This is a genomic window from Ensifer sp. GW821-FHT05G01 (assembly GCF_059419585.1).
The window spans coordinates 469868-494017 of sequence record NZ_JBWKSC010000002.1; the positions used below are offsets into that span (position 1 = coordinate 469868).

The 24150-nt window shown below is 62.8% G+C and carries 19 protein-coding genes and 1 pseudogene; 12 read left to right on the top strand and 8 right to left on the bottom strand.

Annotated elements, in window-relative coordinates; genetic code table 11:
- The first annotated feature begins 47 nt into the window (after positions 1-47).
- From AC07UR_RS07905 to AC07UR_RS07935, 7 genes are all read left to right on the top strand, one after another.
- Positions 48-1196, top strand: a complete 1149-nt coding sequence (locus AC07UR_RS07905) for an ABC transporter ATP-binding protein (protein ID WP_173421807.1) — start codon at positions 48-50, stop codon at positions 1194-1196.
- A 20-nt stretch (positions 1197-1216) separates the two neighbouring features.
- Positions 1217-2449 (top strand): ABC transporter substrate-binding protein, encoded by a 1233-nt coding sequence (locus AC07UR_RS07910; protein WP_209789555.1) that lies wholly within the window; start codon positions 1217-1219, stop codon positions 2447-2449.
- Between the two features lie 19 nt (positions 2450-2468).
- The gene (locus AC07UR_RS07915) at positions 2469-3425 is read left to right on the top strand and encodes a carbohydrate ABC transporter permease (protein WP_209789556.1); all 957 of its coding nucleotides are present in this window, start codon (positions 2469-2471) and stop codon (positions 3423-3425) included.
- Complete coding sequence (locus AC07UR_RS07920) at positions 3418-4230, top strand: carbohydrate ABC transporter permease (RefSeq protein WP_209789557.1); 813 nt, start codon at positions 3418-3420, stop codon at positions 4228-4230. Before AC07UR_RS07915 ends, AC07UR_RS07920 begins: the two co-directional genes overlap by 8 nt.
- A gap of 3 nt (positions 4231-4233) precedes the next feature.
- Complete coding sequence (locus AC07UR_RS07925) at positions 4234-5937, top strand: amylo-alpha-1,6-glucosidase (protein WP_209789558.1); 1704 nt, start codon at positions 4234-4236, stop codon at positions 5935-5937.
- Positions 5938-5951: 14 nt separating this feature from the next.
- A complete protein-coding gene (locus AC07UR_RS07930) occupies positions 5952-6986 on the top strand; it encodes a LacI family DNA-binding transcriptional regulator (protein ID WP_209789559.1) in 1035 nt (344 codons plus the stop codon).
- A gap of 122 nt (positions 6987-7108) precedes the next feature.
- Positions 7109-9121 (top strand): beta-galactosidase, encoded by a 2013-nt coding sequence (locus AC07UR_RS07935; RefSeq protein ID WP_209789560.1) that lies wholly within the window; start codon positions 7109-7111, stop codon positions 9119-9121.
- Positions 9122-9166: 45 nt separating this feature from the next.
- Here AC07UR_RS07935 and AC07UR_RS07940 read toward each other — a convergent pair whose 3' ends face one another.
- Together AC07UR_RS07940 and AC07UR_RS07945 are read right to left on the bottom strand one after the other, a co-directional pair.
- Positions 9167-9661, bottom strand: coding sequence for an SRPBCC family protein (locus tag AC07UR_RS07940; protein ID WP_173421813.1), 495 nt, complete (start codon positions 9659-9661; stop codon positions 9167-9169).
- A gap of 1 nt (position 9662) precedes the next feature.
- Positions 9663-10046: an ArsR/SmtB family transcription factor gene (locus AC07UR_RS07945; RefSeq protein WP_209789561.1), complete on the bottom strand. Its 384-nt coding sequence runs from the start codon at positions 10044-10046 to the stop codon at positions 9663-9665.
- Positions 10047-10299: 253 nt separating this feature from the next.
- On the opposite strand from AC07UR_RS07945, the gene AC07UR_RS07950 reads away from it, so the two are divergent.
- Positions 10300-10797 carry a DUF2165 family protein gene (locus tag AC07UR_RS07950; RefSeq protein WP_209789562.1) on the top strand — a complete coding sequence of 166 codons (498 nt, stop codon included), beginning with the start codon at positions 10300-10302 and terminating at the stop codon, positions 10795-10797.
- Positions 10798-10894: 97 nt separating this feature from the next.
- On the opposite strand, the gene pcaF is transcribed toward AC07UR_RS07950, so the two are convergent.
- Genes pcaF through AC07UR_RS07965 form a run of 3 tightly spaced genes read right to left on the bottom strand, consistent with a single transcriptional unit; the run spans position 10895 to position 13753 of the window.
- A complete protein-coding gene (gene pcaF / locus AC07UR_RS07955; protein ID WP_209789563.1) occupies positions 10895-12100 on the bottom strand; it encodes a 3-oxoadipyl-CoA thiolase in 1206 nt (401 codons plus the stop codon).
- A complete protein-coding gene (locus tag AC07UR_RS07960; RefSeq protein WP_209789564.1) occupies positions 12100-12882 on the bottom strand; it encodes a CoA-transferase subunit beta in 783 nt (260 codons plus the stop codon). Before AC07UR_RS07960 ends, pcaF begins: the two co-directional genes overlap by 1 nt.
- 10 nt (positions 12883-12892) lie before the next feature.
- A complete protein-coding gene (locus AC07UR_RS07965) occupies positions 12893-13753 on the bottom strand; it encodes a CoA transferase subunit A (RefSeq protein ID WP_209789565.1) in 861 nt (286 codons plus the stop codon).
- Between the two features lie 248 nt (positions 13754-14001).
- Between AC07UR_RS07965 and AC07UR_RS07970 the strand changes: the two genes are divergently transcribed.
- On the top strand, positions 14002-14757 hold the full coding sequence (locus tag AC07UR_RS07970; protein ID WP_209789566.1) for an IclR family transcriptional regulator: 756 nt from the start codon (positions 14002-14004) through the stop codon (positions 14755-14757).
- A 74-nt stretch (positions 14758-14831) separates the two neighbouring features.
- On the top strand, positions 14832-15494 hold the full coding sequence (locus tag AC07UR_RS07975) for a sulfite oxidase-like oxidoreductase (RefSeq protein WP_209789567.1): 663 nt from the start codon (positions 14832-14834) through the stop codon (positions 15492-15494).
- A gap of 81 nt (positions 15495-15575) precedes the next feature.
- Here AC07UR_RS07975 and AC07UR_RS07980 read toward each other — a convergent pair whose 3' ends face one another.
- Together AC07UR_RS07980 and AC07UR_RS07985 are read right to left on the bottom strand one after the other, a co-directional pair.
- Positions 15576-15779, bottom strand: a complete 204-nt coding sequence (locus AC07UR_RS07980; RefSeq protein ID WP_209789568.1) for a hypothetical protein — start codon at positions 15777-15779, stop codon at positions 15576-15578.
- A gap of 386 nt (positions 15780-16165) precedes the next feature.
- A complete protein-coding gene (locus AC07UR_RS07985) occupies positions 16166-16627 on the bottom strand; it encodes an acyl-CoA thioesterase (protein ID WP_209789739.1) in 462 nt (153 codons plus the stop codon).
- A gap of 687 nt (positions 16628-17314) precedes the next feature.
- Between AC07UR_RS07985 and AC07UR_RS07990 the strand changes: the two genes are divergently transcribed.
- Together AC07UR_RS07990 and AC07UR_RS07995 are read left to right on the top strand one after the other, a co-directional pair.
- Positions 17315-18298 carry a LytTR family transcriptional regulator DNA-binding domain-containing protein gene (locus tag AC07UR_RS07990; RefSeq protein ID WP_209789569.1) on the top strand — a complete coding sequence of 328 codons (984 nt, stop codon included), beginning with the start codon at positions 17315-17317 and terminating at the stop codon, positions 18296-18298.
- A 259-nt stretch (positions 18299-18557) separates the two neighbouring features.
- A complete protein-coding gene (locus tag AC07UR_RS07995; protein ID WP_209789570.1) occupies positions 18558-23534 on the top strand; it encodes an autotransporter domain-containing protein in 4977 nt (1658 codons plus the stop codon).
- A gap of 170 nt (positions 23535-23704) precedes the next feature.
- Here the strand turns inward: AC07UR_RS07995 and AC07UR_RS08000 are convergent.
- Positions 23705-24068: pseudogene (locus AC07UR_RS08000) on the bottom strand (acyl-CoA thioesterase); the annotation flags it as partial.
- Between the last annotated feature and the right edge of the window lie 82 nt (positions 24069-24150).

Sequence of the window (24150 nt, forward strand, 5' to 3'; positions counted from 1 at the left end):
GACTATCGAGCCGACTGTCGCAATGTTCGCCATCAGGGGAGGGCCCGTTGGCAGCTATCCGTATTGAAAATCTGCGCAAAGGCTTTGGTTCGCTCGAAGTCTTGAAGGGCATCAATCTCGATATCGCCGACGGCGAGTTCGTCTGCTTTCTCGGGCCATCCGGTTGCGGCAAAAGTACGCTCCTGCGGTCGATCGCCGGTCTTGAGGAGCTCGATTCCGGTTCGATCCATCTGGGCGATCGCGATATCACCGATCTGCGCTCGGCCAAGCGCGATATCGCCATGGTCTTCCAGAATTACGCGCTCTATCCCCATATGAACGTGCGCAAGAACCTGTCGTTCGGTCTGGCGCTGAACGGCATGAAGCGCGACGAGATCGATCGCCGCGTCAACAACGCCGCCGATATCCTGCGCATCTCCGAGCTTCTGCACCGCAAACCCCGGCAGCTTTCCGGCGGCCAACGCCAGCGCGTCGCCATCGGCCGCGCGATCGTGCGCGAGCCAAAACTGTTCCTGCTCGACGAGCCGTTGTCGAACCTCGATGCCGGCCTGCGCGTGACCATGCGCGTCGAGCTCGCGGCCCTGCATGAACGCCTTGGCGTCACGATGATCTACGTCACCCACGATCAGGTCGAGGCGATGACGCTGTCCGACCGCGTCGTCGTGCTTGACAAGGGCAAGGTCAGCCAGTTTGGCACGCCGCTCGAACTGTTCTACCAGCCGGCCAACCTGTTCGTTGCCGGCTTCATCGGCTCGCCGAGGATGAATTTCGTCACTGCGAACGTGGTTCGCCAGGACCGCTCGGAGTTGACGCTTTCGGGTGGGGGCCTGGTGCGGGACCTGACGCTCGAAACGCTGTCTTCGACCGTCGTCGCCAAGGACAAGCCGGTGACGATCGGCATTCGGCCGGACAAGCTCGAGCTGGTTTCGCCCGAGGAAGCCCATCTGGTTGGCGATGTCCGTCTGGTTGAACGTCTCGGCACCGAAAGCCACGTTCACATCGGCCTTGAGAACGGCTCCGACATGACCGCGGTCGTGCGTGGCACGCATCCGGTTGCCAACCGCGAGCGCATCCATCTGCGCATTCCGCCTGAGCATTGCCACCTGTTCGATGCCGACGGCAAGGCGATTGCGCGGGCGCTCGATCCCGAGACGCAGATGCTGATCAATCAGGAAAAAAGCAAAAGGGTCGCGTGACCCGAATGAGGAGGAGAAGCATGCAGAACAAGACGAAGTCGCTCATCGGTTCGCTCATGGTATTGGCGATGGCCGGCGTTGCCACGGCCCGCGCGGAGGAGACCTTGCGCTTTGCCACCTGGGACACGGACGAGAGCCTGGCGATCCAGCAGGCAATCGCCAAGAAGTTCGAGGAAAAGCACCCGGGCGTGAAGGTTCAGGTCGAACCCTACGCTGACGGCTACGATCAGAAGCTGATCGCCGCTTTCGGCGCCGGTAGCCCGCCTGATGTCATGTATATGTGGAACTTCCCGCAGTACTACACGTCGCTGATGCCGCTCGACGACCTGATCGCCAAGGACGCTGCCGATATAAAGCCGGACGATTTCCCCAAGGGCCTGATGAACACCACCCGCGTCGAGGGCAAGACCTACGGCATGCCCTCGGGCTTCACCACCCAGGTCGTCTTCTACAACAAGGACATGTTCGCCAAGGCCGGTGTCGAGGAGCCGAAGGACGGCTGGACCTGGGACGACCTGCGCGCAAAGGCTGCGAAGTTTCGTGACGAGCCGAACAAGGTCTACGGCTTCGCCGTCGATGCCAAGCCCGATCCTTACGACTTCGAACAGTTCCTCTGGTCGAACGGTACCAAGTATATCTCCGACGACGGCAAGCAGATCGACGGCTACATGAACAGCGATGCAGCTGCTCAAGTCCTCGACATGTTCGGTGACATGGCCAAGAAGCAGGAAGCGATCACGCTCAACCTTGGTGACGACACCTCGGGCAGCACGCTGTTCAAGGGCGGCAAGATCGCCATGTTCCAGAGCGCCATGTGGTCGAAGTCCGGTATCGACGCGTCAGGCATCAAGTACGGCGTGGCACCGCTGCCGAAGTTCGGCGACAAGACCGCCCATTCCGCGCTTGGCGTGTCGGCGATCTCCATCGCCAAGGATGCAGCCCATCCGGACCTCGCCTGGGAGTTCGTCAAGTTCTTCTCGTCGCCTGAAGCCGTTGCCATGCGGACCAACGACCTGCCGGTGCGCACCAGCGTTGCGCAAGAGAAGGGCATGACCGCGGATCCGATCTACAAGCCGTTCTTCGATATTCTCGCGACCTCCAACTCCGAAACCCATGCGTTCCTGAAGAACGCCAACTGGGGCAAGGTCCAGGACAATCTCGCGCGCGCCATCGAGGCAACTATGATCGACCAGGGCAACGCCAAGCAGCATCTCGACGATGCCGTCAGCCGTTCCAAGCGGCTGATCAAGTAAGCAAAGGGAGTACGGGGAGATGGATATGACCTATACCGGGGCAGAGCCCAAGGTGGCAAGGCGCAAGCGCTCCGCCATCGCGCGCCATGCCGCGCCCTATCTGTTCATCTCCCCGTGGATCCTCGGGTTCCTGTTCTTCACGCTCGGACCGCTGGTCTTTTCGCTGACGATGAGCTTCTACGACTGGCCCGTCGTCGGTGAGCGGACCTTCGTCGGTCTCGGTAACTACCGCACGATGATAATGGACGACCCGCAGTTCTGGGAGAGCCTCTGGATCACGGTGAAGTTCGCGGCGATCTACGTGCCGTTCAACATCGTCATGTCGTTCCTGCTGGCCTTGATGCTGCACAACATCACCTTTGCCAGTGGCTTCTTTCGCACGGCCTTCTATCTGCCGAGCGTCATTTCCGGCGTCGCACTGGTGACGATCTGGAGCTGGATCTACAGCAAGGAATACGGCCTTCTGAACTTCATGCTGTCGTTCGTCGGCATCGACGGACCGAACTGGCTCGGCGATCCGAATCTCGCGATCGTCGCGATCATCATCGCCAGCCTCTGGGGTCTCGGCGGCACCATGCTGATCCTCCTGACCGGCCTCAAAGCCATCCCGAAGGAACTTTACGAGGCAGCGACCGTGTCGGGCGTTCCCGGCTGGGCGCAGATGCTGTTCATCACCTTGCCGATGCTCGGGCCGATGCTGCTCTTCACCTTCATCACCTCGATCATTTCCGCTTTCCAGCAGCTGACCATCGCCCTGCTCCTGACCAAGGGCGGCCCGCTCGGCTCCACCTATTTCTTTGCCATGTATATCTACGACAACGCCTTCAAGTATTTCGACATGGGTTATGCCGCCGCCGGCTCCTGGGTGATGTTCATCATCGTGCTCGCGCTCAGCCTCGGCGTCATGCGCTGGTCGGCCGCCTGGGTCTATTACGAAGGCGAAGTCCGCCAGAACGATGGAGAAGGCCATGCGTAAGACGCTGCTCTATTCCGCGCTTATCCTATTGTCGGCCCTGTTCATCGCGCCGTTCTACTGGACCTTCATGACGGCGATCAAAAGCACCGCCGATCTCTACCAGTTCCCGCCGGTGTTCTGGCCGTCGGAATGGCATTGGGAGAACTTTGCGGCCGCCTGGAACAAGCAGCCCTTCGGCACCTATCTGAGCAACTCGCTCATCGTCGTCGTGTTCTCGACCATCGGGCAGCTGATCTCGAGCTCGCTGGTTGCCTATGGTTTCGCCCGCTTCCGCTTTCCCGGTCGCGATCCGCTGTTTATCGTGCTGCTCGCCACCATGATGATCCCGTGGGACGTGAAGATGATTCCGCTCTACATGGAATTCAACATGCTCGGCTGGATCAACACGCTGAAGCCGCTGATCGTGCCGGCCTATTTCGCCGATGCCTTCTTCGTCTTCCTGCTGCGCCAGTACATCATGACCGTGCCGATGGAGATCGACGAGGCGGCACGCATGGACGGCGCTAACGCCTTCGACATCTACTGGCGCATCCATCTGCCGCTGATGATGCCGGCGCTTGTGCTGGTCGGCACCTTCCATTTCATGAACGCCTGGAACGACTATCTCGGCCCGTTGATCTTCCTCAACGACCAGTCGAAATACACGCTGACGCTCGGGCTTTCGATGTTCAAAGGCCTGCATGAGGTCGACGTCACCTCGATCGCCGCGATCACGGTGATCCTCTGCCTGCCGCCGCTCGCCCTCTTCTTCGTCGCCCAGCGCTACATCATGGACGGCGCGGTCGGATCGTCGGTGAAGGGATAAGCGATGCTGTTCGATATCGAGCATATCCCCTTCAGCCGGAGGGGCCGGTTTCTGACGCTGTCGATGATGAAAGTGCCGGGCGGCGATGGCACTCGCGCCCTCTACCTGCGCTTCGTTGCCGGTGGCGACGAACGGCCGTCGCTCGGGCGCCTTTGCCGCGTCGAGTTCCTCGATGCCACGGGCACGCCGGTCAAGGCGTCCTTCGACCTTTCGCCGGAGCGGCTGGTTGCGCGCGTCGGTGCGGGATCGCTGGCCTTCGTCATCGGTGAGGGCGAGCGGCTGCATATCAGCGGTGAGAGCGCCGGCGTGCGCTTCCATCTCGAGGGGTCGCGCTACGACTATGTCTATCGCACGCCTTCGGGCGACGATTGCCTGGTTGCCGCCGTCGAAAACGTCAAGTTCATTCCCCGTGCCGTGTCGGGCACGCTCGACGTGTCGGGCGCCTGGCAGCGCGACCACTCGGCCGACGTCTCCTTCGCGTTTACGGGCAAGGGTCCGTTCGAGGGCAATGTCGATTTCTTTCACACCGTGCCGCCGACGGCGCCGCTTCAGAGCTTCACGGATGCGCTTGCCGGCGCCACTGTCGAGTTCGAACAGTGGTATGCCAATGTGCCGAAGGGTGCTGAAGGCCAGGACGAGGCGCATCGGCTGGCAAGCTATCTGCTGTGGGCAAATGGCGTGCCGGTTGGCGGCCAGCTGAGGCGGCCGTCGATCTACATGTCCAAGAACCACATGATCAACATCTGGAGCTGGGACAACGCGTTCTCTGCGCTGGGTGTGGCGGCGGTCGACCAGGATCTCGCCTTCGACCAATTCGCTGTGGTCTTCGATCACCAGGACGCCTCCGGCCTGTTGCCCGACTATATCAACGATCGCGACGTGCTCTTCGCTTTCACCAAGCCGCCGGTGCATGGCTGGGCAGTGTCGCTGATCGCGGCACGGCATCCGGATTTCCTGACCGTTGAGCGCAAGGCCTATCTGCGCGACGCGATCGCCAAGCAAGTCGACTACTGGCTGACCTGCGCCCGCGCCGATGCAACGTCGCTGCCGAGCTATTTCCACGGCAACGACAGCGGCTGGGACAATGCGACCTTCTTTGCCGAAGGCGGCCCGGTCATCTCGCCCGATTTACCTGTGTTCCTCATTCTGGCCTGCGAGACGCTTGCGACCCTGCTGGAGAGCGATCCGGCGCGCGCCGCCGAATGGAACGCCAAGGCGGATGCCCTGCAGGCGCTGCTGTTCGAACGGCTCTGGACCGGCGAGACTTTTGGCGCGCGGCTTGCGGGCGCGCCGGACCGGATCTTGCCGGGCGAAAACCTGATCCAGTTCATGCCGCTGCTGCTGGGCGCGCGGCTGCCGAGCGAGATGCGCGAGAAGCTTGTCGCCCGTCTGGTTTCTGGCGGCTTCATCACCGCCTGGGGTCCGGCGACGGAAAGCCCGAAGAGCCCGTTCTACGAAGATGACGGCTATTGGCGCGGACCGATCTGGGCGCCGACCACATTGCTTCTCTGGGACGGTCTCCGCCGGCAAGGGGAGATTGAGCTGACACGCGAAATCGCGGAAAAGTTCTGTTCACTGGCCAGCAAAAACGGTATGGCCGAAAACTTCGATGCGCGGTCGGGGAGGGGCCTTCGCGATCGGGCATTCGCCTGGACATCCGCAGTCTACCTCCTGCTGGCGGCATCGCTCAGCGACGACAACCCGTGATGAGCCGAGACGCCATGCAGAGACCGACGATCAAGACCATTGCGCAGGAAACGGGGCTGTCGATTGCCACCGTGTCCAAGGCCTTGAAGCATTCGCCTCAGGTTCGCCCGGAAACGCGCGCGATCGTGATCGAGGCCGCAGAGCGGGTCGGCTACGAACTCAACATGCATGGCGTGCAGTTGCGCACCGGCAAGACCTATCAGGTCGCCGCGATCATGACGGCGCCGGGGCCGAAGCAGAACGAGTGGGAAGGCGTCGAATACGCCCAGCTCTTGAGCGGCATTTCCTGGGCGCTGGAAGACAGCCCTTACCGCGTCTCGCTCTATGCTGTCAGGAATTTCGAGGAAAGCCAGGCGATCATCAAGCAGATCGTCTCGCTGAAGAAGGCCGACGGCATCATCATCTCCGGCACGCGCGCCGATGACCCGCGCATCCGCACGATGCAGGCGGCGGACTTTCCCTTCGTTACCTATGGCACCAGCGTTCACAACGCGCCGCATGCCTATGTCGATGCCGACAACGAGCAGATGATCCGCGTCTCGATGGCGCGGCTGGTGGAGCGCGGCCATCGCCGCATCGCCCTTCTCAACCCGTTGTCGGATTTGAGCTACGGCATCACCCGGTTTGAAAGCTACAGGCGTGCGCTTGAGGTTGCCGGTCTGCCCTTCGACCCGGCTCTGGTCGCGCATGGGCGGCTGACGCCGGCTTTCGGGCGGGAAAACGTGCTGACGATGTCGGATCTTTCCAATCCGCCGACCGCCTATATCTGTGCCAATGAGGCCTCCGCGCTCGGCGCTTTCTCCGGCTTCCACGAGCGTGGGCTGGTGCATGGCCGCGACGCCGTCATCAATGCCACCGACGATCTCAACGTCAGCCAGTATTTTGCGCCGCCGATCACCACCTACTACCTGCCGATCAGCGAACCGAGCAGCCTGCTCGGTGCCTACATCCTGCGCCGGATGGAGGGTGAGCCGCCGGAAGCGCTGCAGACGCTTCTGATGCCCAAGCTGATCGAGCGCTGCGACGACCGCCTGACCCCGAACCGCTGAGACCGAACACGACAACCACACGACTGCGCCGGATGATATAAACGTTTATATCCCCAAAGGCGCTCGCATCGAAGACAAAGCGCCGGGTAAAGCCGGCCGAAAGCATGACGAAGGATCCGATCTTGCATATGCCCCTGACGCGACCGAACCGTTTCAACGCCGACAAGCAGGAGACCGACATGCTGGAACTCGGCGTCTGCTACTATCCGGAGCAATGGCCGCGCGAAAAATGGGAAGACGATGCCCGCCGCATGGTCGAACTCGGGCTCGCCTGGGTACGCATCGGCGAATTCGCCTGGGCGAAGATCGAACCCCGGCCGGGCGAGTTTCATTGGGAGTGGCTGGATGACGCGATCGACGTGCTCGGCAGCGCCGGCCTGAAGCTCATCCTGGGCACACCGACCGCAGCGCCACCGAAGTGGCTGATCGACCGGCACCCCGATATCCTGCCTGTCGACGTCAACGGTGTCGTGCGCAAGTTCGGCGCTCGGCGTCACTATTGCTTCTCCAGCCGCGTCTACCGCGTCGAGGCAGCCCGGATTACCGACGCCATGGCCGAGCGATACGGCAGACACGCCTTCGTCCATGCCTGGCAGACGGACAACGAATATGGCGATCACGACACGATCTACAGCTATTCCTCAGAAGCCGAGCGGGCCTTCCGGCTGTGGCTCGCCGAGCGCTACGGCACGACCGAAGAGTTAAACCGTGCCTGGGGCACGGCTTTCTGGGCGATGAACTACAACAGCTTCGACGAAATCGAGCTGCCGAACAATCTCGTTGAGGAGCCGAGCCCGACCCATATCGTTGACTTCATCCGCTTCTCGTCCGACCAGGTGAAGAGCTTCAACAAGGCGCAGGTCGACATCATCCGCGGCCATGCGCCGGGCCGCCCGGTGACGCACAACTTCATGTCGCACAACACCGACTTCGATCACTACAAGGTCGGAGAAGACATCGATATCGCCTCCTGGGACGTCTATCCGATGGGGGGGCTTCTTAACGGCCGCCTCTCGAGGGAGGACAAGGGTCGCTACCTGCGCGTCGGCGATCCGGACCAGCCCGCCTTCAACCACGATCTCTACCGTACCGTCGGCCGCGGCCGCGTCTGGGTGATGGAGCAGCAACCGGGCCCGGTGAACTGGGCGGCACACAACCAGTCGCCGGCCGATGGCATGGTTCGGCTTTGGACCTGGCTTGCCTATGCGCATGGTGTCGACATGGTCTCCTATTTCCGCTGGCGGCAGGTGCCGTTTGCGCAGGAGCAGTTCCATGCCGGCCTGCTGCTTCCCAACAGCGAGCCCGACCAGGGCTATCTCGAAGTCGCGCAGGTGGTGGAAGAGATGAAGCGCCTGCCGAAGGGCGAGGCGCGCGGCAAGGCCAAGGTCGCAATCCTGCTCGACTACAACTCGCGCTGGGCAACCCGCGCCTTGCCGCAGGGGCGGACTTATTCGGCTGCAGCGTCTGCGCTCGACTGGTACTCGACCGTCTCGCGCCTCGGCGTCGACGTCGATTTCATCGGCCAGCATTCCGATCTCGACGGCTACCAGCTGGTGCTGGCGCCAGACCTCGTCATCGCCAACCAGGCCTTTGTCGAGAAGCTGGCGAAGTCTGAGGCCAAGGTGTTGTTCGGACCGCGTAGTGGCAGCAAGACCGAGGACATGCACATCCCTGAGGGTTTGCCGCCTGGTCCGCTTGCAGCCCTTATCGATATCAGCGTCGCTCGCGTCGAATCCTTGCCGGAGTTCCATGGCGAGACCGTACTTTACGGCAACGAGACCTATCCGTCCGGCATCTGGCGGGAGACGGTGCGCACCAGCGAGACGGTGCTGGCGACTTTCGAAGGCGAGTACCGCAATGGTGCCCCGGCCCTCGTCGGCAACGACAAGGCGCGTTATATGGCGGCGGCTGCCCAGGGTGACCTGCTCAAGAAGGTGATCAACGATGCGCTGGGCTGGGCTTCGGTCGAAGCGCTTGCCGATCTCGGCGATCTGCGCATCACCCGCCGCGGCAAGCTGAACTTCGCCTTCAACTACGGCAAGGAGGCGGCCGACGTGCCAGCCGGCACTGGCGCGACCTTCCATGTCGGCGGCCGCAAGCTCGCTCCCGTTGACGTCGCGATCTGGACGGAATGAGAGTTGGACCATGGGCGGATCACTCCGCCCATGGTCATTCCATGACTATTTCACTGGTTCGGAGGCAAGAATGCCCTCGAGGCGGTCGTAGCCGATCGCAATACCGCTCTCCATCGGTGACTTGAGTACCGCATCGCGCGCCTCCGTCGAGGAGTAGACGACAGCCGTCGTCACCGTGGTGCGCCCGCCATCCTCCACAAAATGGGTCGTCACTTCAGTCCGGCCGCCGGTCCAATCCTCGTCGAAGAGTTCCTCATGGACGATCCGGTCCGGCGCATCGATCTCGCGATAGGTGCCGCCCATGCCCATCTCCGTGCCCTCAGTGTTCTTCCAGACATAGCGAAACGTTCCGCCGGGTCGCAGGTCGATTTCGCAGACGGGCAGCGACCAGCCGTCCGGGCCAGTCAGCCAGCGCTTGACGAGCGCCGGTTTGGTGAAGGCGTCGAAAACCAGTCGGCGCGGCGCGTCAAACGTGCGGATGATGCGAATTTCGCGGTCGCCGTGGGCGATGACGACGAGTTTGTTGGACGTTGCACGCATGTCAGTCCTCCCTAGTGGTGAAATCGGTGGGGTTACCAGCCGATCCGTGAGCCGCGGCGTCGGCCTTCAATTCCTCAAGCAGTGTGTCGAGACGGGCAAAATTCGCTTCCCAAAGCTTGCGATATTCCGCCAGCCAGTCGGTCGCCTCGGTGAGTGGATCGATCTCGATCCGGCAGGGACGGCGCTGCGCTTCGCGGCTGCGCGAAACCAGCCCGGCGCGCTCCAGCACCTTCAGGTGCTTCGACACCGCCGGCTGGCTCATGGCGAAGGGTTCGGCAAGTTCGAGAACCGATGCCTCGCCCAGCGCCAGGCGGGCAAGGATGGCGCGCCGTGTCGGATCGGCGAGGGCGGAAAAGGTGGCGTCGAGGCGTTCAGATGGGGTCATCAACATAACCGATAAGTTTTAGAACTAAATGGTTATGTTATATTCCGTAACTGAAGTCAAGACAGCAGGGAAGGGCAAGGGCCGCTGCGTGTTCAGCGGGCGTTGCCGCCGGGGTGCATATGCATCATCCTGCAAGTTGTGGAAGAGGCATGTTGCAGCCCCGTTCTGCGCTGCCGCGGGCTATGGCTGGACTGATGCCGGTAGGATTCGGCCCGGATTTTGGGTGTGCCGGCAGTGGACAGGAGTACGAGACATGAAAATCATTCGAATTGCCAAAACCGCAGCCGTCGCTGCTATCGCCTTGTTTTCGACGCTCGTCGCCTTCGGCAACATCACCGACTACGCGACGAACTTCGCCTTCGTCCAGCATGTGATGATGATGGATACGATCTTCCCTGATGCGGCGATCAAGTACCGTGCGATCACCAGCCCGGCACTGCACAACCTGTTCTACGTCGCGATCATCGCGGCCGAGGCGCTGACGGCATTGCTTTGCTGGCTCGGCGCCTACCGGCTGGCGACGAACCTCAACGGTGGCGCGCGCGAGTTCAACCGGGCGAAGACCGTAACGATATCAGGCCTGACGCTCGGCTTTCTCGTGTGGCAGGTCGGCTTCATGTCGGTGGGTGGTGAATGGTTCGGCATGTGGATGTCGAAGCAATGGAACGGCGTTCCCGATGCCTTCCGCTTCTTCATCACCATCCTGCTGGTGCTGATCTTCGTGGCGCAGCGCGACGAAGAGACCGTGTGAATGAAAAGGGGAGCCGTCATCGGACGGCTCCCGAACTGCGCTCGGTCTGGGCGTGTCGCTATCGTGAGACCGGCCACACACCTTTGCCCGTCTATATTCAGACCCGCTCGAGCGCCACCGCGATGCCCTGGCCGACGCCGATGCACATCGTCGAGAGGCTGTAACGTCCACCCGTCTCGGCCAACTCCAGTGCCGCCGTCCCGGTGATGCGGGCGCCGGACATGCCGAGCGGGTGACCAAGGGCAATTGCGCCGCCGTTGCGGTTGACGCGACCGTCGTCGTCGGCAATCCCGAGATCGCGCAGTGTCGCCAGCCCCTGCGAGGCGAAGGCCTCGTTGAGTTCGATGACATCGAACTGTTCCTGCGTCAGGCCGAGACGCGCCATCAATTTTTTCGAGGCCGGGGCCGGGCCGAAGCCCATGATCCGTGGTGCCACGCCGGCAGTCGCGCCGCCGAGGATCCGGGCGATTGGCCTCAGGCCATATTTCTTCGCTGCCGCCTCCGAGGCGATGATAAGCGCTGCAGCTCCGTCATTGACGCCGGAGGCATTGCCGGCAGTGACCGTCCCGCCTTCTTTCCTGAAGGGCGTGCCGAGCTTGGCAAGCGCCTCCATCGTCGTCGCACGCGGATGCTCGTCCTTCTCGACTGTCGTCGGCTCGCCCTTGCGCTGGGGGATGGTGATGGCAACAATCTCCTTGGCAAGCCGGCCGTTTGCTTGAGCTGCTGCGGCCTTCGCCTGGCTGCGCAGTGCAAAGGCGTCCTGGTCCTGCCTGCTTACCTTGAAATCCTCGGCGACGTTTTCGCCGGTCTCCGGCATGGAATCGACGCCATATTGCTTCTTCATCAGCGGGTTGACGAAGCGCCAGCCAATGGTGGTGTCATGGATCTCGGCGCTGCGCGAAAAGGCGCTCTCCGCCTTCGGCATGACAAAGGGTGCGCGTGACATGCTCTCGACGCCACCTGATATCATCAGCTCGGCTTCGCCCGCCTTGATGGCGCGTGCAGCCGAGATCACCGCATCCATGCCCGAACCGCAGAGGCGGTTGATCGTCGTACCCGTCACGCTTGCCGGCAGCCCGGCGAGCAGCAACGACATGCGCGCGACGTTACGGTTGTCTTCACCGGCCTGGTTGGCGCAGCCGAAGATGACGTCATCGACCGCTTCCCAGTCGAGCGACGGGTTGCGTTCGATCAGCGCCTTCAGCGGAATGGCGCCGAGGTCGTCTGCCCGGACCGACGACAGCGCGCCGCCGAAGCGCCCGATCGGCGTGCGGATGTAATCACAGATATAGGCGTCAGCCATCACGCGGCCTCCTTGTCGCCCTGGTGGGCCTTCTTGGTGCGCGCATTGATGTCGCGAAGCGTCGTCAGTTCGACCTCGTTCGGCACCGGGGTCGCGATGACCTGGTCGGCGAACTTGATCGGCCAGCCGCAATTGTCGACGATCTGCTCGCGCGTTACTCCGTCATGGATGGAAACCACCGTCAGTTCCTTGGTGGTGGGGTCGGGCTCGAGAATGCAGAGGTCGGTGATAACGCGGGTCGGCCCCTTGGTCTTCATGCCCAACCGTTCGCGATGGTCGCCGCCTTCGCCGTGGCCCATCGAGGTGATGAAGGGCAGCTTTTCGACGAACCCGCGCTTGGAGAGTGCCATTGTGATGAAGATGCGACCGCAATTCGACGCGATTTCCGGCGCGCCGCCGCCGCCCGGTAGACGGACCTTCGGATGGTCGTACGGTCCGACGACCGTGGTGTTGAGGTTGGCAAATTTATCGATCTGCGCGCCGCCGAGAAACCCGGTGGTGATGCGGCCGCCCTGGAGCCAGTAGCGAAACATTTCCGGCACCGAGACGGTGAAAAGGGCCGTATCGCAAAGCTCGCCGTCGCCGATCGACAGCGGCAGAACGTCCGGCCTGGTGCCGACGGTTCCGCTTTCGTAGATCAGGGTGATATCCGGCGCGTGGGTCAGTCGCGCCACGTTGCAGGCGGCCGACGGTGCGCCTATGCCGACAAAGCAGACGTCGTCGTTGGAAAGTTCGCGCGAGGCGGCGATAGTCATCATTTCGGTGGGGGAGAAATCCGTCATCATCGCCTCCTTAAGCGGCCTTCGCCGGCTTGCCGCCAGCGTGTCGTGCAAAGTCTTTCGGCCCGGCGTCCAGCACGTTTTCCTTGATCCAGGCGCTAAAGCTGTCGCGGTCGCGGGCGATGTCGTCCCAGCCGATGTAGAAGGCGTTCGAGCGTGGATAGTAGCCGTGGGCGTAGGACGGGAAGGCACCGCCCGGGACATGGCTGACGGCGGTGACCGCCCAGCTCGGTAGGACGACCGAATTGGGCGAAGGAGGCGCCAGCTCGTCGACGATCTCCTCAACGGTGACGATCGAGCGCTTGGCGGCGAGAACCGCCTCCTTCTGTACGCCGACGATGCCTTCGATGAGAACGTTGCCTTTCCGGTCGGCGCGCTGAGCATGGATTATGGTCACATCCGGCCGGATTGCCGGAACGGCTGCGAGCACTTCTGACGTGAAGGGGCAGGTGACGGACTTGATATTGGCGTTGACCTTCGGCAGATCGGCGCCGATATAGCCGCGCAGCATCGCAAACGGCAGGTTGGCCGCACCTGCCTCATAGGCATTGGCCATCGCCGCATGGGAATGTTCTTCGATTTCGAGCGGCCGCGGCCATTGGTTTTCAACCGCATCGCGGAAGCGGTGCAGGGAGCCGACGCCGGGATTGCCGCCCCAGGAGAATTTCATGCCACGGGCAGCGCCAACGCCGATCAGCTGGTCATAGAGGATGTCCGGCGTCATGCGCACGAGGAACAGGTCCTTGCGCCCCTGGCGGATCACCTCGTGCCCGGCGGCATAGGGGATCAGATGGGTGAAGCCTTCCATGGCGACGGTGTCGCCATCCCTGACATTCTCGCTGATGGCCTCGGCGAGCGAAACGATCTTCGCCATGTTTCCTCTCTTCTGATCTGAGCGTTGCCGCCTGTCGGCGGGCGCACGTTTTGTGCAGCCGGTTGGTGAAGTGCTGGTGGGCCTAATGCCCGGCAACGTCATCTCGGCGTCGGCAAGCAAGGGCCTTTTCTTGCCCGTAGTGGCCTGAAATAGGCTCTCAAAAACCGAGGACGTCAAACATTTTGTGCGATATTTGACATTTGTTCGCATATCGCACAGGATGAATGGCAATGAGTTGAGGATGGACGATGAGAGAAACCGATTTCGTCAGTGGTTTTGCCCGCGGCCTGACAGTCATCGAGGCGTTTGGCGAAACCCAGCAGAAGTTGACGATCACCGAGGCAGCCAGGATCACCGGCCTCGACCGGGCGACCGTCCGCCGCTCGCTGTTGACGCTCTCGGAACTCGGCTACGCCGACTATGACGGGAAATTCTTTTCGCTGACGCCGAAGATCATGCGGCTCGGGCACGCCTATCTCTCGGCGACGCCCTTGCCGGCGATCGTCCAGCCCTACCTCGACCAGCTTTCGGAGCGGGCCGGGCAGAGCGCCTCCGCCTCCGTGCTCGACGGCACCGAAATCGTCTACATCGCTCGCGCGTCGCAGAAACGGGTGATGTCGATCAGTCTGATGCCGGGCTCGCGTCTACCCGCCTATTGCGCCTCGATGGGCCGCGTGTGGCTTGCCGCACTGCCGGAGGTGCAGGCGAGGGACGTGCTCGCCCGCTCCGACCTCAAGGCCAACACGCCTCACACGAGAACCGACCCGGAAGAGCTGATGGCCGAGATCGGCCGCGTTCGTCACCAGGGTTATGCGATCATCGACCAGGAGTTGGAGATTGGCCTATGCTCCATCGCCGTCCCGCTCTTAAACGATCGCAACCAGACCGTCGCGGCGCTCAACATCGGGGCGCCTGCCGCCCATGTGCCGGCTGCCGAGATGGTCGAGCGCTATCTGCCGCTGTTGAAGGAGACGCAGGCGGCGGTCCGCATTGTCCTGCCATAACGGCGATCCCTGCGCCTGACGCTTGACGGGAACCGCGACGGGTCTTCTAATCCGGCAGACCGGAGTAGGATGCGATGACTGAAGACGAGCGCTCAACGGAAACCAAGCTGACCACGACGAAGCGGCGCTGGGCGGCGGCGGGCAAGTTTCTCACCGGGCATGTGGCCCGACCTGAGGATGAACGGTTGCCACCAGGCCAACACCTCGTCAGGGATTGGCCGGTGCTCGACCTTGGGCAGCAGCCTGCGATCGGCGTGGAGCGCTGGCGCCTTGATGTGACCGGCCTCGTCGAACAGCGCCTGTCGCTGGATTGGCCAGCGTTCAAGGCCTTGCCGCAGCGCGACAGCCTCTCCGACATTCACTGCGTCACCACCTGGTCGCGCTACGACAACCGTTGGCAAGGCGTGCTGACGCACGACCTGCTCGATCTGGTCATGCCGAAACCGGAAGCAACCCATGTGATGCTGACGAGTTACGACGGCTATACGACCAATCTTCCACTCGCCGATTTTGCCTCGGAGCATGCGATCCTCGCCACGGAATGGGAGGGGCAACCGATCAGCCGTACCCATGGTGGGCCCATGCGGCTCGTCGTGCCGCATCTCTATTTCTGGAAGAGCGCGAAGTGGTTGACCCGCATCGATTTTCGAGCCGGTGACGAGGCCGGCTTCTGGGAGCGTAACGGGTATCACATGCGCGGCGATCCCTGGCTTGAGGAGCGTTACTCCGGGGATTGACGGCCGGACGGGGATCTGAGGCGAGAGAGGCAATCGCCACGCTCGGTTATCCGCCACGGCCTGCGGGCGATGTGAAGCGCCCTACTTCATCAGATCCATATGCTGGTCGGCGCGGGCATGCAGCAAGGGGTCGAGGTCCGACTTGTACGGCCCGTACTTGACAAACATCTCGTGGGCCTCATGGGGCGGAATGCCGGAGGCGCGAATGAAATCCTCCAGATCGTACCGGACTTCGCCACTCGCGACGCCTTCTGTAAACTGTCTTCCCGTTTCGGATGTGGACATGTGAATCTCCGATATCCAGAGCTTGCAACGACGGTGTTGGTTTCCCGCAGCTGCAGGCGTTGATAGGTGGCTTCGCTTGTTCACGAAATTGGCGCCAGATGCGGAACGCAGCGCGATCACTCTGAACGTGTCACTGCAATTTATCAGAACGCAGGGGCATGGTCCCGGCGCACGTTGACGGGCGCACGGTACAAGTCACCGCCTTCCCATACGCATCGCATGAGGCGGACTGCTCCGCCTGGCCATGCGACGCCGGCCAACGAAACATACACCATCATTCAACCCGGCCAAACACTGGAGTGGCATCTGCGCGGTCCTGTTGCAAAAAGTGACCTCGGTTTCGATGCCAGGAGTAGCGGAAAGGCACGCCCCCGTGATTGCGACGGTCAGGTGTCGGCGGCGGAGCCCGCAGCCTGAAAACGGACCTCGAACTCGCGCCGCAAGTTTCTCCTGACCTCGGCTGCGCGCTGGCGCTGTTTTCGCACTGCGGTTACGGGGTTGTACGGCGGCACGGCGGTCGGGCGTCCCTCGGCGTCAACGGCGACCATGGTGAAATAGCAGGAATTCGTGTGCCGACGCTCGCCGGTGCGGATGTTTTCTGCTTCGACGCGGATCCCGACTTCCATCGACGTCCGCCCGGCATGATTGATCGAGGCGCGAAAGGTCACGAGTTCGCCGACATGGATCGGCTGGCGAAAAACGACCTGGTCCACTGACAGGGTCACTGCGTATTCCTGCGAATAGCGTGAGGCGCAGGAGAACGCCACGCGATCCAGGAGGTTCAGGAGGGCACCGCCATGGACCTTGCCACTGAAGTTGGCCATGTCGGGCGTCATCAAAACGACCATTTCAAGCTCGCTGCTATCATGTCCGGCTTCCACGGCAACTCCTCTGGATTGGATACAAAGCCCTCATGGGCGACGTCCGGGCCGTCCTCCCGGAGGCCTGGCCGTCATCATATGCATTGCGACCCCTGGCTTGAAGTCCATTCCTCCAGCTTCTGCAGCCACGCGATCATGTTTCGACCTGGCTCGGTCGGGCGTCGGCCGTGACATGCGCCTTCGATGTGACGCGATGTTCCGGATGCTCTGCGGCAAAGACGATCTTTGGCCGGGCATTCGAACGGCGCTGCCTTGCGTGATGTCCGCGCCCCGCCAAGCGCGGCGGGCAGAACCGCTCCGTGAGCCTGGCGGCTTCGGCGTAGGGAGCGTACGGCGATACCGCATCTTCCCGCGGGCGATCGACCCAGAAAAGGGCCTGCGGTTGCAGCGAAAGCTCTTGAATTCCTAGCGCTCGCAACCTTTACTGGCAACGCGGGCGGATGCTGGCGTTGAGGAACGCCGCTGCATGACGATGGAGGGGGCCATCGAACGCGCGCTTGGACCATTGTTTATTCCATGATCGCTCTCGGCGCCGCCCCCTCGGCGCTCACGGGGCGTTGATGCCGTTTTAGCGACCCGCGTTTTCACGGGAGGACAGCTGCATATTGCGACAGCGCCTCCCTATCCCTTATTCCTTTTTCAATATTGATCGTCATGAATGAGCAATTTCACCCGTCCGACCTTTCCGACACTGCCCCGCCATACGAACTGATCGCGATTTCCGAATGTCTTCATCCCACGATGCGGCCGCCATCGCACGACTGGGCGTATATGGCCGCCGCCCACCTCATCGGCTCGCCCGCCAACATTGCGATTGCGTCCATTTTGGAGGAGACCGGCAAGCTTGCCGGTGCCGACAGGGCGTGGATGTTCGAGTACGATGCCGATTTTCTTCACTTCCGAAACACCGAGGAGTGGGTGCGCGGGGATGTCCCGTCGCATGTGACCGATCTGCAGCAGACGCCGGTGACGATGATCGGTTGGCTGCATCAATGGCTGGTCACGGGCAAAGCGGTGATGATCAACGATGTCGCCAATCTTCCGCGCCCTGCGCGCGCCCTGCAGGCGGAAATGCTCAGGCAGAATGACAAGAGCGTCCTTTGTGTTCCGGTCTTTCACGACTGCGTTCTGCGTGCCTGCATCGGCTTCGATGCGACCGGGACGAAACGCCGGTGGCCGGTGGACGAGATCCACCAACTCGCCCGCTGTGCAAAGTTGATCGGGATCGCCCGCTACGGGCGAGCGCAGGTGGATGGCCGACGGGACGTGGTGGCCGGAAACGCGCTCAACGGTGCTGAACCGCTTGTGCATCTGCACATGCCGGGGCGCACGCGCGGCGTGCCATTGGCGGCGATCGTCGGACTGCGTTCGGCGAAGGACTACACGCAGATCTGGCTGAAAGACGAAGCAGCCGTGCTCGATCTGCGGCCGCTTTCGTTCTGGATCGGCCTGCTGCCGAAATCGAACTTCCTGCGCATCCACCGAACGGCGGTGATAAACATATCGCATGTGACCGAGCTCGAGCGTCACGCGGGCCCGACCAGGCAGGCGTGGACGGTGCGCCTGCGCAGATTCGAGCAGCCCTGGGCGGTATCGCGGCCCTACAGGCAGGAATTGCGCAGCCGGCTCGGGATCTGAGATTTTCCACAGCCGTACCCCCCTCGCTTTGTTGCTTCGTCGAACCTGTAGGTTGTTTCGTCGATATGGCATTGCTGCTTTAGAGTTGCCGTGCAAGCCAGCTTCCTGGGAAATTTTAGGGTATTGGGCGGAGGGCAAGCCTTTGAAAAAGATCAATTGTCAGAATCGGGGCTTGGGTGGCGGGCTTGAGGGCGAGGAACGTTCGGGTCGCCAACCGTCGGCTCGAGGGCGCTCGACATCGGGTAGCCAACGTTTGCTGATGAGCAGTACGGCTTTGTGGCTGTTCGCAGCCTCGGGCATAGCTCTCGGTATGGTCGCGGCCGCGCCGCTGGCACAGGCTGCAGGCAAGGGTGGCAATGGTGGGAGTTCCGGCGGGGCGGGCGGCAGCGTCGACGGCAACTTGCAGGGGACACCTGGCAGCAATGCGGTCAGTAACGGAAACGGCGGCGGCGGCGGCGGGCCTGGTGCGGACGGTGGCGCGGGAAGCCAGATCGGCGGCGGGGTTGCCGGCAATGGCGGTGCCGGAGGTACGGGCGGTAGCCCGAATGGGGCGTCGGGTGGAAACGGCAGCGGCAGCGGCATAATTTATGGCGGCGGCGGCGGTGGGGGTGGCGGTGCGCACGGCAGCGTTGGCATTGCCGCCGGTCGCGGTGGCGATGGCGGCGCCTCGTCGAACGGAGACGGCGGCGGCGGCGGCGCCGGCGGTTACGGGCGAATTGTTGCTTCCGGCGGTACGGAGAGCATAGCGGGACCGGCAGTTTCCGGCGGGCAGGGTGGCAATGGCGGTGCCGGCGGGGCAGCGTCGGGTGCCATCGGGATCGGCGGCAGCGGTGGTGACGGCGGCGATGGCGCGGCACTCGTCGGCGGCGGCACGTTGACGGTGAACACGAACGTGACGGGCGGCAACGGTGGCAATGCCGGCGCCGGCGGTGGCACAAAGCGCAACGGTGACGGCGGTCACGGCATCAGCGGCTTGAACGGCGGTACGGTGATCGTCAACGGCAGCGTCACGGGCGGCGTGGCTGGAGGCAGCGGCACCGGCGGCGTACACGGAGCCGGCATCTTCGGTCGTAACCTGGACGTGACCCTGGGCGCGTCCGGCTCTATCATCGGTGGCAATGGCGGGACCGCCAATGCCATGACTTTCGATGGTGGCGCCAACACATTCCGATTTTCTACGGCGAACCCAGGTCTGTCCGGCAATATTGCCATCACCAATTCCGGAAGTCTGACGCTCGACCAGACCGGCAACAGCCGCATAAACAATGTAATCACCGGCGACGGCTCCCTGATCAAATCCGGCTCCGGCACGCTGACGCTGACGGGCATGAACACTTATACCGGTGCGACGAGCATCGCGGCGGGCGGCACGCTGGCGCTTTCGGGCCAAGGTCGGATCAACGCCTCGAGCGGCCTGACGGCCGACGGCACCTTCGACGTATCGGCGGCTGCTTCCGCACAGGTCAAGTCGCTGGCCGGCAGCGGGCAGGTGGTGCTTGGAAGTCAATATCTGATCATTCACAACGCCACAGGCACGTTCTCTGGCGCGATCAACGGCACCGGCGGTGTCAATGTCATGGCTGGCACGCAGGTTCTGACCGGCGCCAACACCTTTACCGGTGGTGCGGGTACCAATACCGGCGCGACGCTGCAGATCGGCGCTGGTGGCACAGGTGGCTCAGTCGTATCGAACATCAACAATGGCGGCGCGCTGATCTTCAATCGCTCCGACAATTTGACCTATGCCGGCGAGATCACCGGCAATGGCACGTTCTCGCAGATCGGCACGGGCACGCTGACGCTGACGGCGACCAGCAGCACGCGCGGTCCGGTGACGATCGGTTCGGGCAGCACGCTGCAGCTCGGCAATGGCGGCACGACCGGCTGGATCGGCGGCACCAACAACTTCGTCGGCTCGATCACCAACAACGGTGCGCTGATCTACAACCGCTCGAACAATGTCAGCTATGCCGGCAAGATCTCGGGCAACGGCAGCCTTTCTCAGGCAGGCACAGGCAAGCTGACGCTCACGGGGGACAGTTCGCTGTTCGCTGGCGCAACGTCGGTCACGTCGGGTACGACCTATGTCAACGGCCAGCTCGGTGGCAACGTCAATGTCGGCTCGGGCGGCACGCTCGGCGGATCGGGCCGGATCGGCGGCAACGTCATCGTCGATGGCACGCTCTCGGCCGGCAACAGCCCGGGCACAATAACGATCGGCGGCGACCTGACGCTCAATGGTGGCTCCACGTCGGTGTTCGAGCTGAACACGCCCGGCCTCGCCGGCAGCGCAGGCGGAAACGACCTGCTGAAGGTCGGCGGCAACCTGACGCTCGGCGGCGCGCTGAACGCTCAGGTGGCTTCGGCCGGCTATTACCGCCTGTTCGAATATGATGGTTCGCTGTCGGGCAGTTTCGCCACGACGGCTGCGACATCGACGGCGCCGAGCTTCACCGTTGCCAGCCATCAGGTCCAGACGGGCATTGCCAAGCAGGTCAATCTGTCCGTGCTCGGCACCGGCCAGACGATGCATTTCTGGGATGGAGCAGACACGACGGGCAACGGCACCGTCAACGGCGGCACCGGCACATGGACCTCGGCCGGGACGAATTGGACCGGCGCCCCGTTGCGTGCCGACATCAACGGAAGCTTCGGTGGGTCGGTCGGCGTCTTTGCCGGCGCCAGCGGTGGCGTCGTCAACGTTGTTGGCACACAGAGCTTCGACACGCTGCAATTCTCCCCGACGAACAATGGCAGCGGCTACACGATCAATGGCGGCGCGCTTGCCTTCAACCCGGCAAGCGGCACGGCGGCTACGATCAATGTCGGCAACGGTGTCGCAACCACGATCGGCACGGTGCTGCAGAATGGTGGGACCGGCAGTGGCCTCAACAAGGTGGGCAACGGCACGCTGACGCTGACGGGGATGAATACCTATACCGGTGCGACGTCAATCGCGGCGGGCGGCACGCTGGCCCTGTCCGGCCAGGGCCGGATCAATGCCTCGAGTGGCCTGACTGCCAACGGCACCTTCGACGTCTCGGCGGCCGCATCGGCGCAGATCAAGTCGCTGACCGGCAGCGGCCAGGTGGTGCTCGGCAGCAAGACGCTGCTCATTAACAACGCTACAGGCACGTTCTCAGGCGCGATCAACGGCACCGGCGGCATCTCGGTCAATGCGGGCACGCAGGTCCTGACCGGCGCCAACGGCTTTACCGGCGGCGCCGGTATCGCCCAGGGCGCGACACTACAGGTCGGTGATGGCGGCACGGGCGGTTCGCTTGCATCCAATGTCACCAACTACGGCGCGCTCGTCTTCAACAGCTCCGCCAACACGACCTATGCGGGCTCGATCAGCGGCCCCGGCTCGTTCTCGCAGGTCGGCAGCGGCACGCTGACCCTGACGGCGACCAGCAGCAGCCGTGGCCCGGTCACGATCGGTACGGGCAGCACGCTGCAGCTCGGCAATGGCGGCACGACCGGCTGGATCGGCGGCACCGGCAACTTTGCCGGCTCGATCACCAACAACGGCACGCTGATCTACAACCGCTCGAACGACGTCAGCTATGCCGGTACATTCACCGGCACCGGCGCGCTCACCCAAACGGGAACGGGCAAACTGACCTTGACGGGCGTCAACACCTTCACAGGCGATACGGCCGTCACGTCGGGGACCCTCGTCGTCAATGGTTCTTCGGTGAACTCGCGCCTGACCACCATCCATCGCGGCGCACGCCTCGGCGGTACCGGCACGATCGGAAACACGACCATTCTGAGTGGCGGCGTGCATGCACCGGGCAATTCGATCGGCACACAGACGATTGCCGGCAACTACACCAACAACGGCGTCCTGCAGATCGAAGGCACGCCCTTAATCACGGACAAGCTGATCGTGACGGGCAACGTCGACATATCAGGCGCGACGCTCGATCTCCTGCTTTCGCCCAATACGGCGGCAAGCTGGAATCCGGTCAATGGCCCGTTCATCCTCATCGACAAGCAGAGTTCGGGGGCGATCAGCGGCACCTTTGCTTCGATCGTCGACAACCTGGTGTTCCTCGATCCCACCGTCGATTACATCGGCGGCGACGGCAACGATCTGTCGCTCAAGCTGACCCGCAACGACATGAGCTTTGCCAGCACCGGTCGGACCCGCAATCAGATCGCCACTGCCGGCGGTATCGATGGCTTGGGCATGGCAAACCCCGTCTTCAACGCGATTGCGTTTGCCGCAACGCCTGAAGCAGCGCGGGCCGCCTTCGACCTGCTTTCCGGCGAAGTGCACAGCTCCTTCCAGTCGATCCTGATCGAGGACAGCCGGTTCCTGCGTGATGCCGCAAACGATCGCCTGCGCTCGGTGCTTGGAGCCGTGGGAGCCAAACAGTCTGCCGGAAACGGCACCGAGGCCGATATGGGTGAGCTCGCCATCTGGTCCCAGGGCTTCGGCTCCTGGGGGCGCTGGGATGGTGATGGCAACGCGGCCAAGGCAGATCGATCCATCGGCGGCTTCTTCGTCGGTGCCGATACGCAGGTGGACGAATGGACCGTCGGTGCGCTTGCCGGCTACTCGCGCTCCTCGATGGATGTCGACGCTCGGTTCTCCTCTGCCACGTCCGACAATTATCATCTCGGGCTCTATGCCGGCGGACAATGGGGTGACGCTTCGCTGCGCACGGGTGCTGCCTATAGCTGGCACGACATCGAGACGAGCCGCTCCATTTCGTTCCCTGGTTTCTCCGATCGTCTTGACGCCAACTATGATGCCGGCACCGGCCAGGTCTTCGGCGAGTTTGCCTATGCCGTCAAAACCGGAGCGGTCGATTTGGAGCCGTTTGCCAATCTCGCCTATGTCCACCTCAACCGCGACGGCTTCGCCGAACGTGGCGGGGCAGCAGCGCTCGTTGGCAAGGATGCCTCGCAGGATACGACGTTCACCACACTGGGGTTGCGCGCAGCCACCAGCTTCGATCTCGGCGGCGTGTTGGCGACGGCGCGCGGTACGGTTGGCTGGAAGCACGCCTTTGGCGACACGCTGCCGCTGTCGTCGAACGGGTTCTCGTCAACGAGCACGTTCGTCATCGCCGGCGTTCCGATCGCCGAGAATGCAGTGGTGCTTGAAGCCGGCCTCGACTTTGCGCTTACGCCGGAGGCCAATCTCGGACTGATCTACGCTGGACAGTTCGCCAGCGGCGTCAGCGATCAGACGTTCAAGGCAAACCTGAGCCTCAAGTTCTGAGAGATCGCAGCCGACGCTAATAGCCGCCTGTCGAGGTCATGTCTGACTTTGGCAGGCGGTTTTTCTTGTCCGAAAGGGTGGCCCAGGCGCATGACCGCCGGTCGAAGCGATTGGCCGCTTTCCGGGCGCGGGGCCGTTTGCATCGCATCCGCGCACGCGTCGACGAGGCAGGCGGTTACGGGGCTGTACGGTGGCACTGCGGTCGGACGTCCCTCGGCGTCCACGGCGACCATGGTGAAATAGCAGGAATTCGTGTGCCGACGCTCGCCGGTGCGGATGTTTTCGGCTTCGACGCGGATCCCGACTTCCATCGACGTCCGCCCGGCATGATTGATCGTGACGAGAAAGGTCACGAGTTCGGCGACATGGATCGGCTGGCGAGAGACGACCTGGTCAACTGGACAGGGTCACTGCGTATTCCTGCGAAAAGCGTGAGGCGCAGGAGAATGCGACGCGATCCAGGAGGTTCAAGAGTGCGCCGCCCTCGACTTTGCCGCTGAAATTGGCCATGTCGGGCGTCATCAAGACGACCATTTCAAGCTCGCTGGTATCGTGTCCTGCTTCCACAGCAACTCCTCTGGAATGATTGCAGCCCTCGTGGGCAGATGATAGCAAG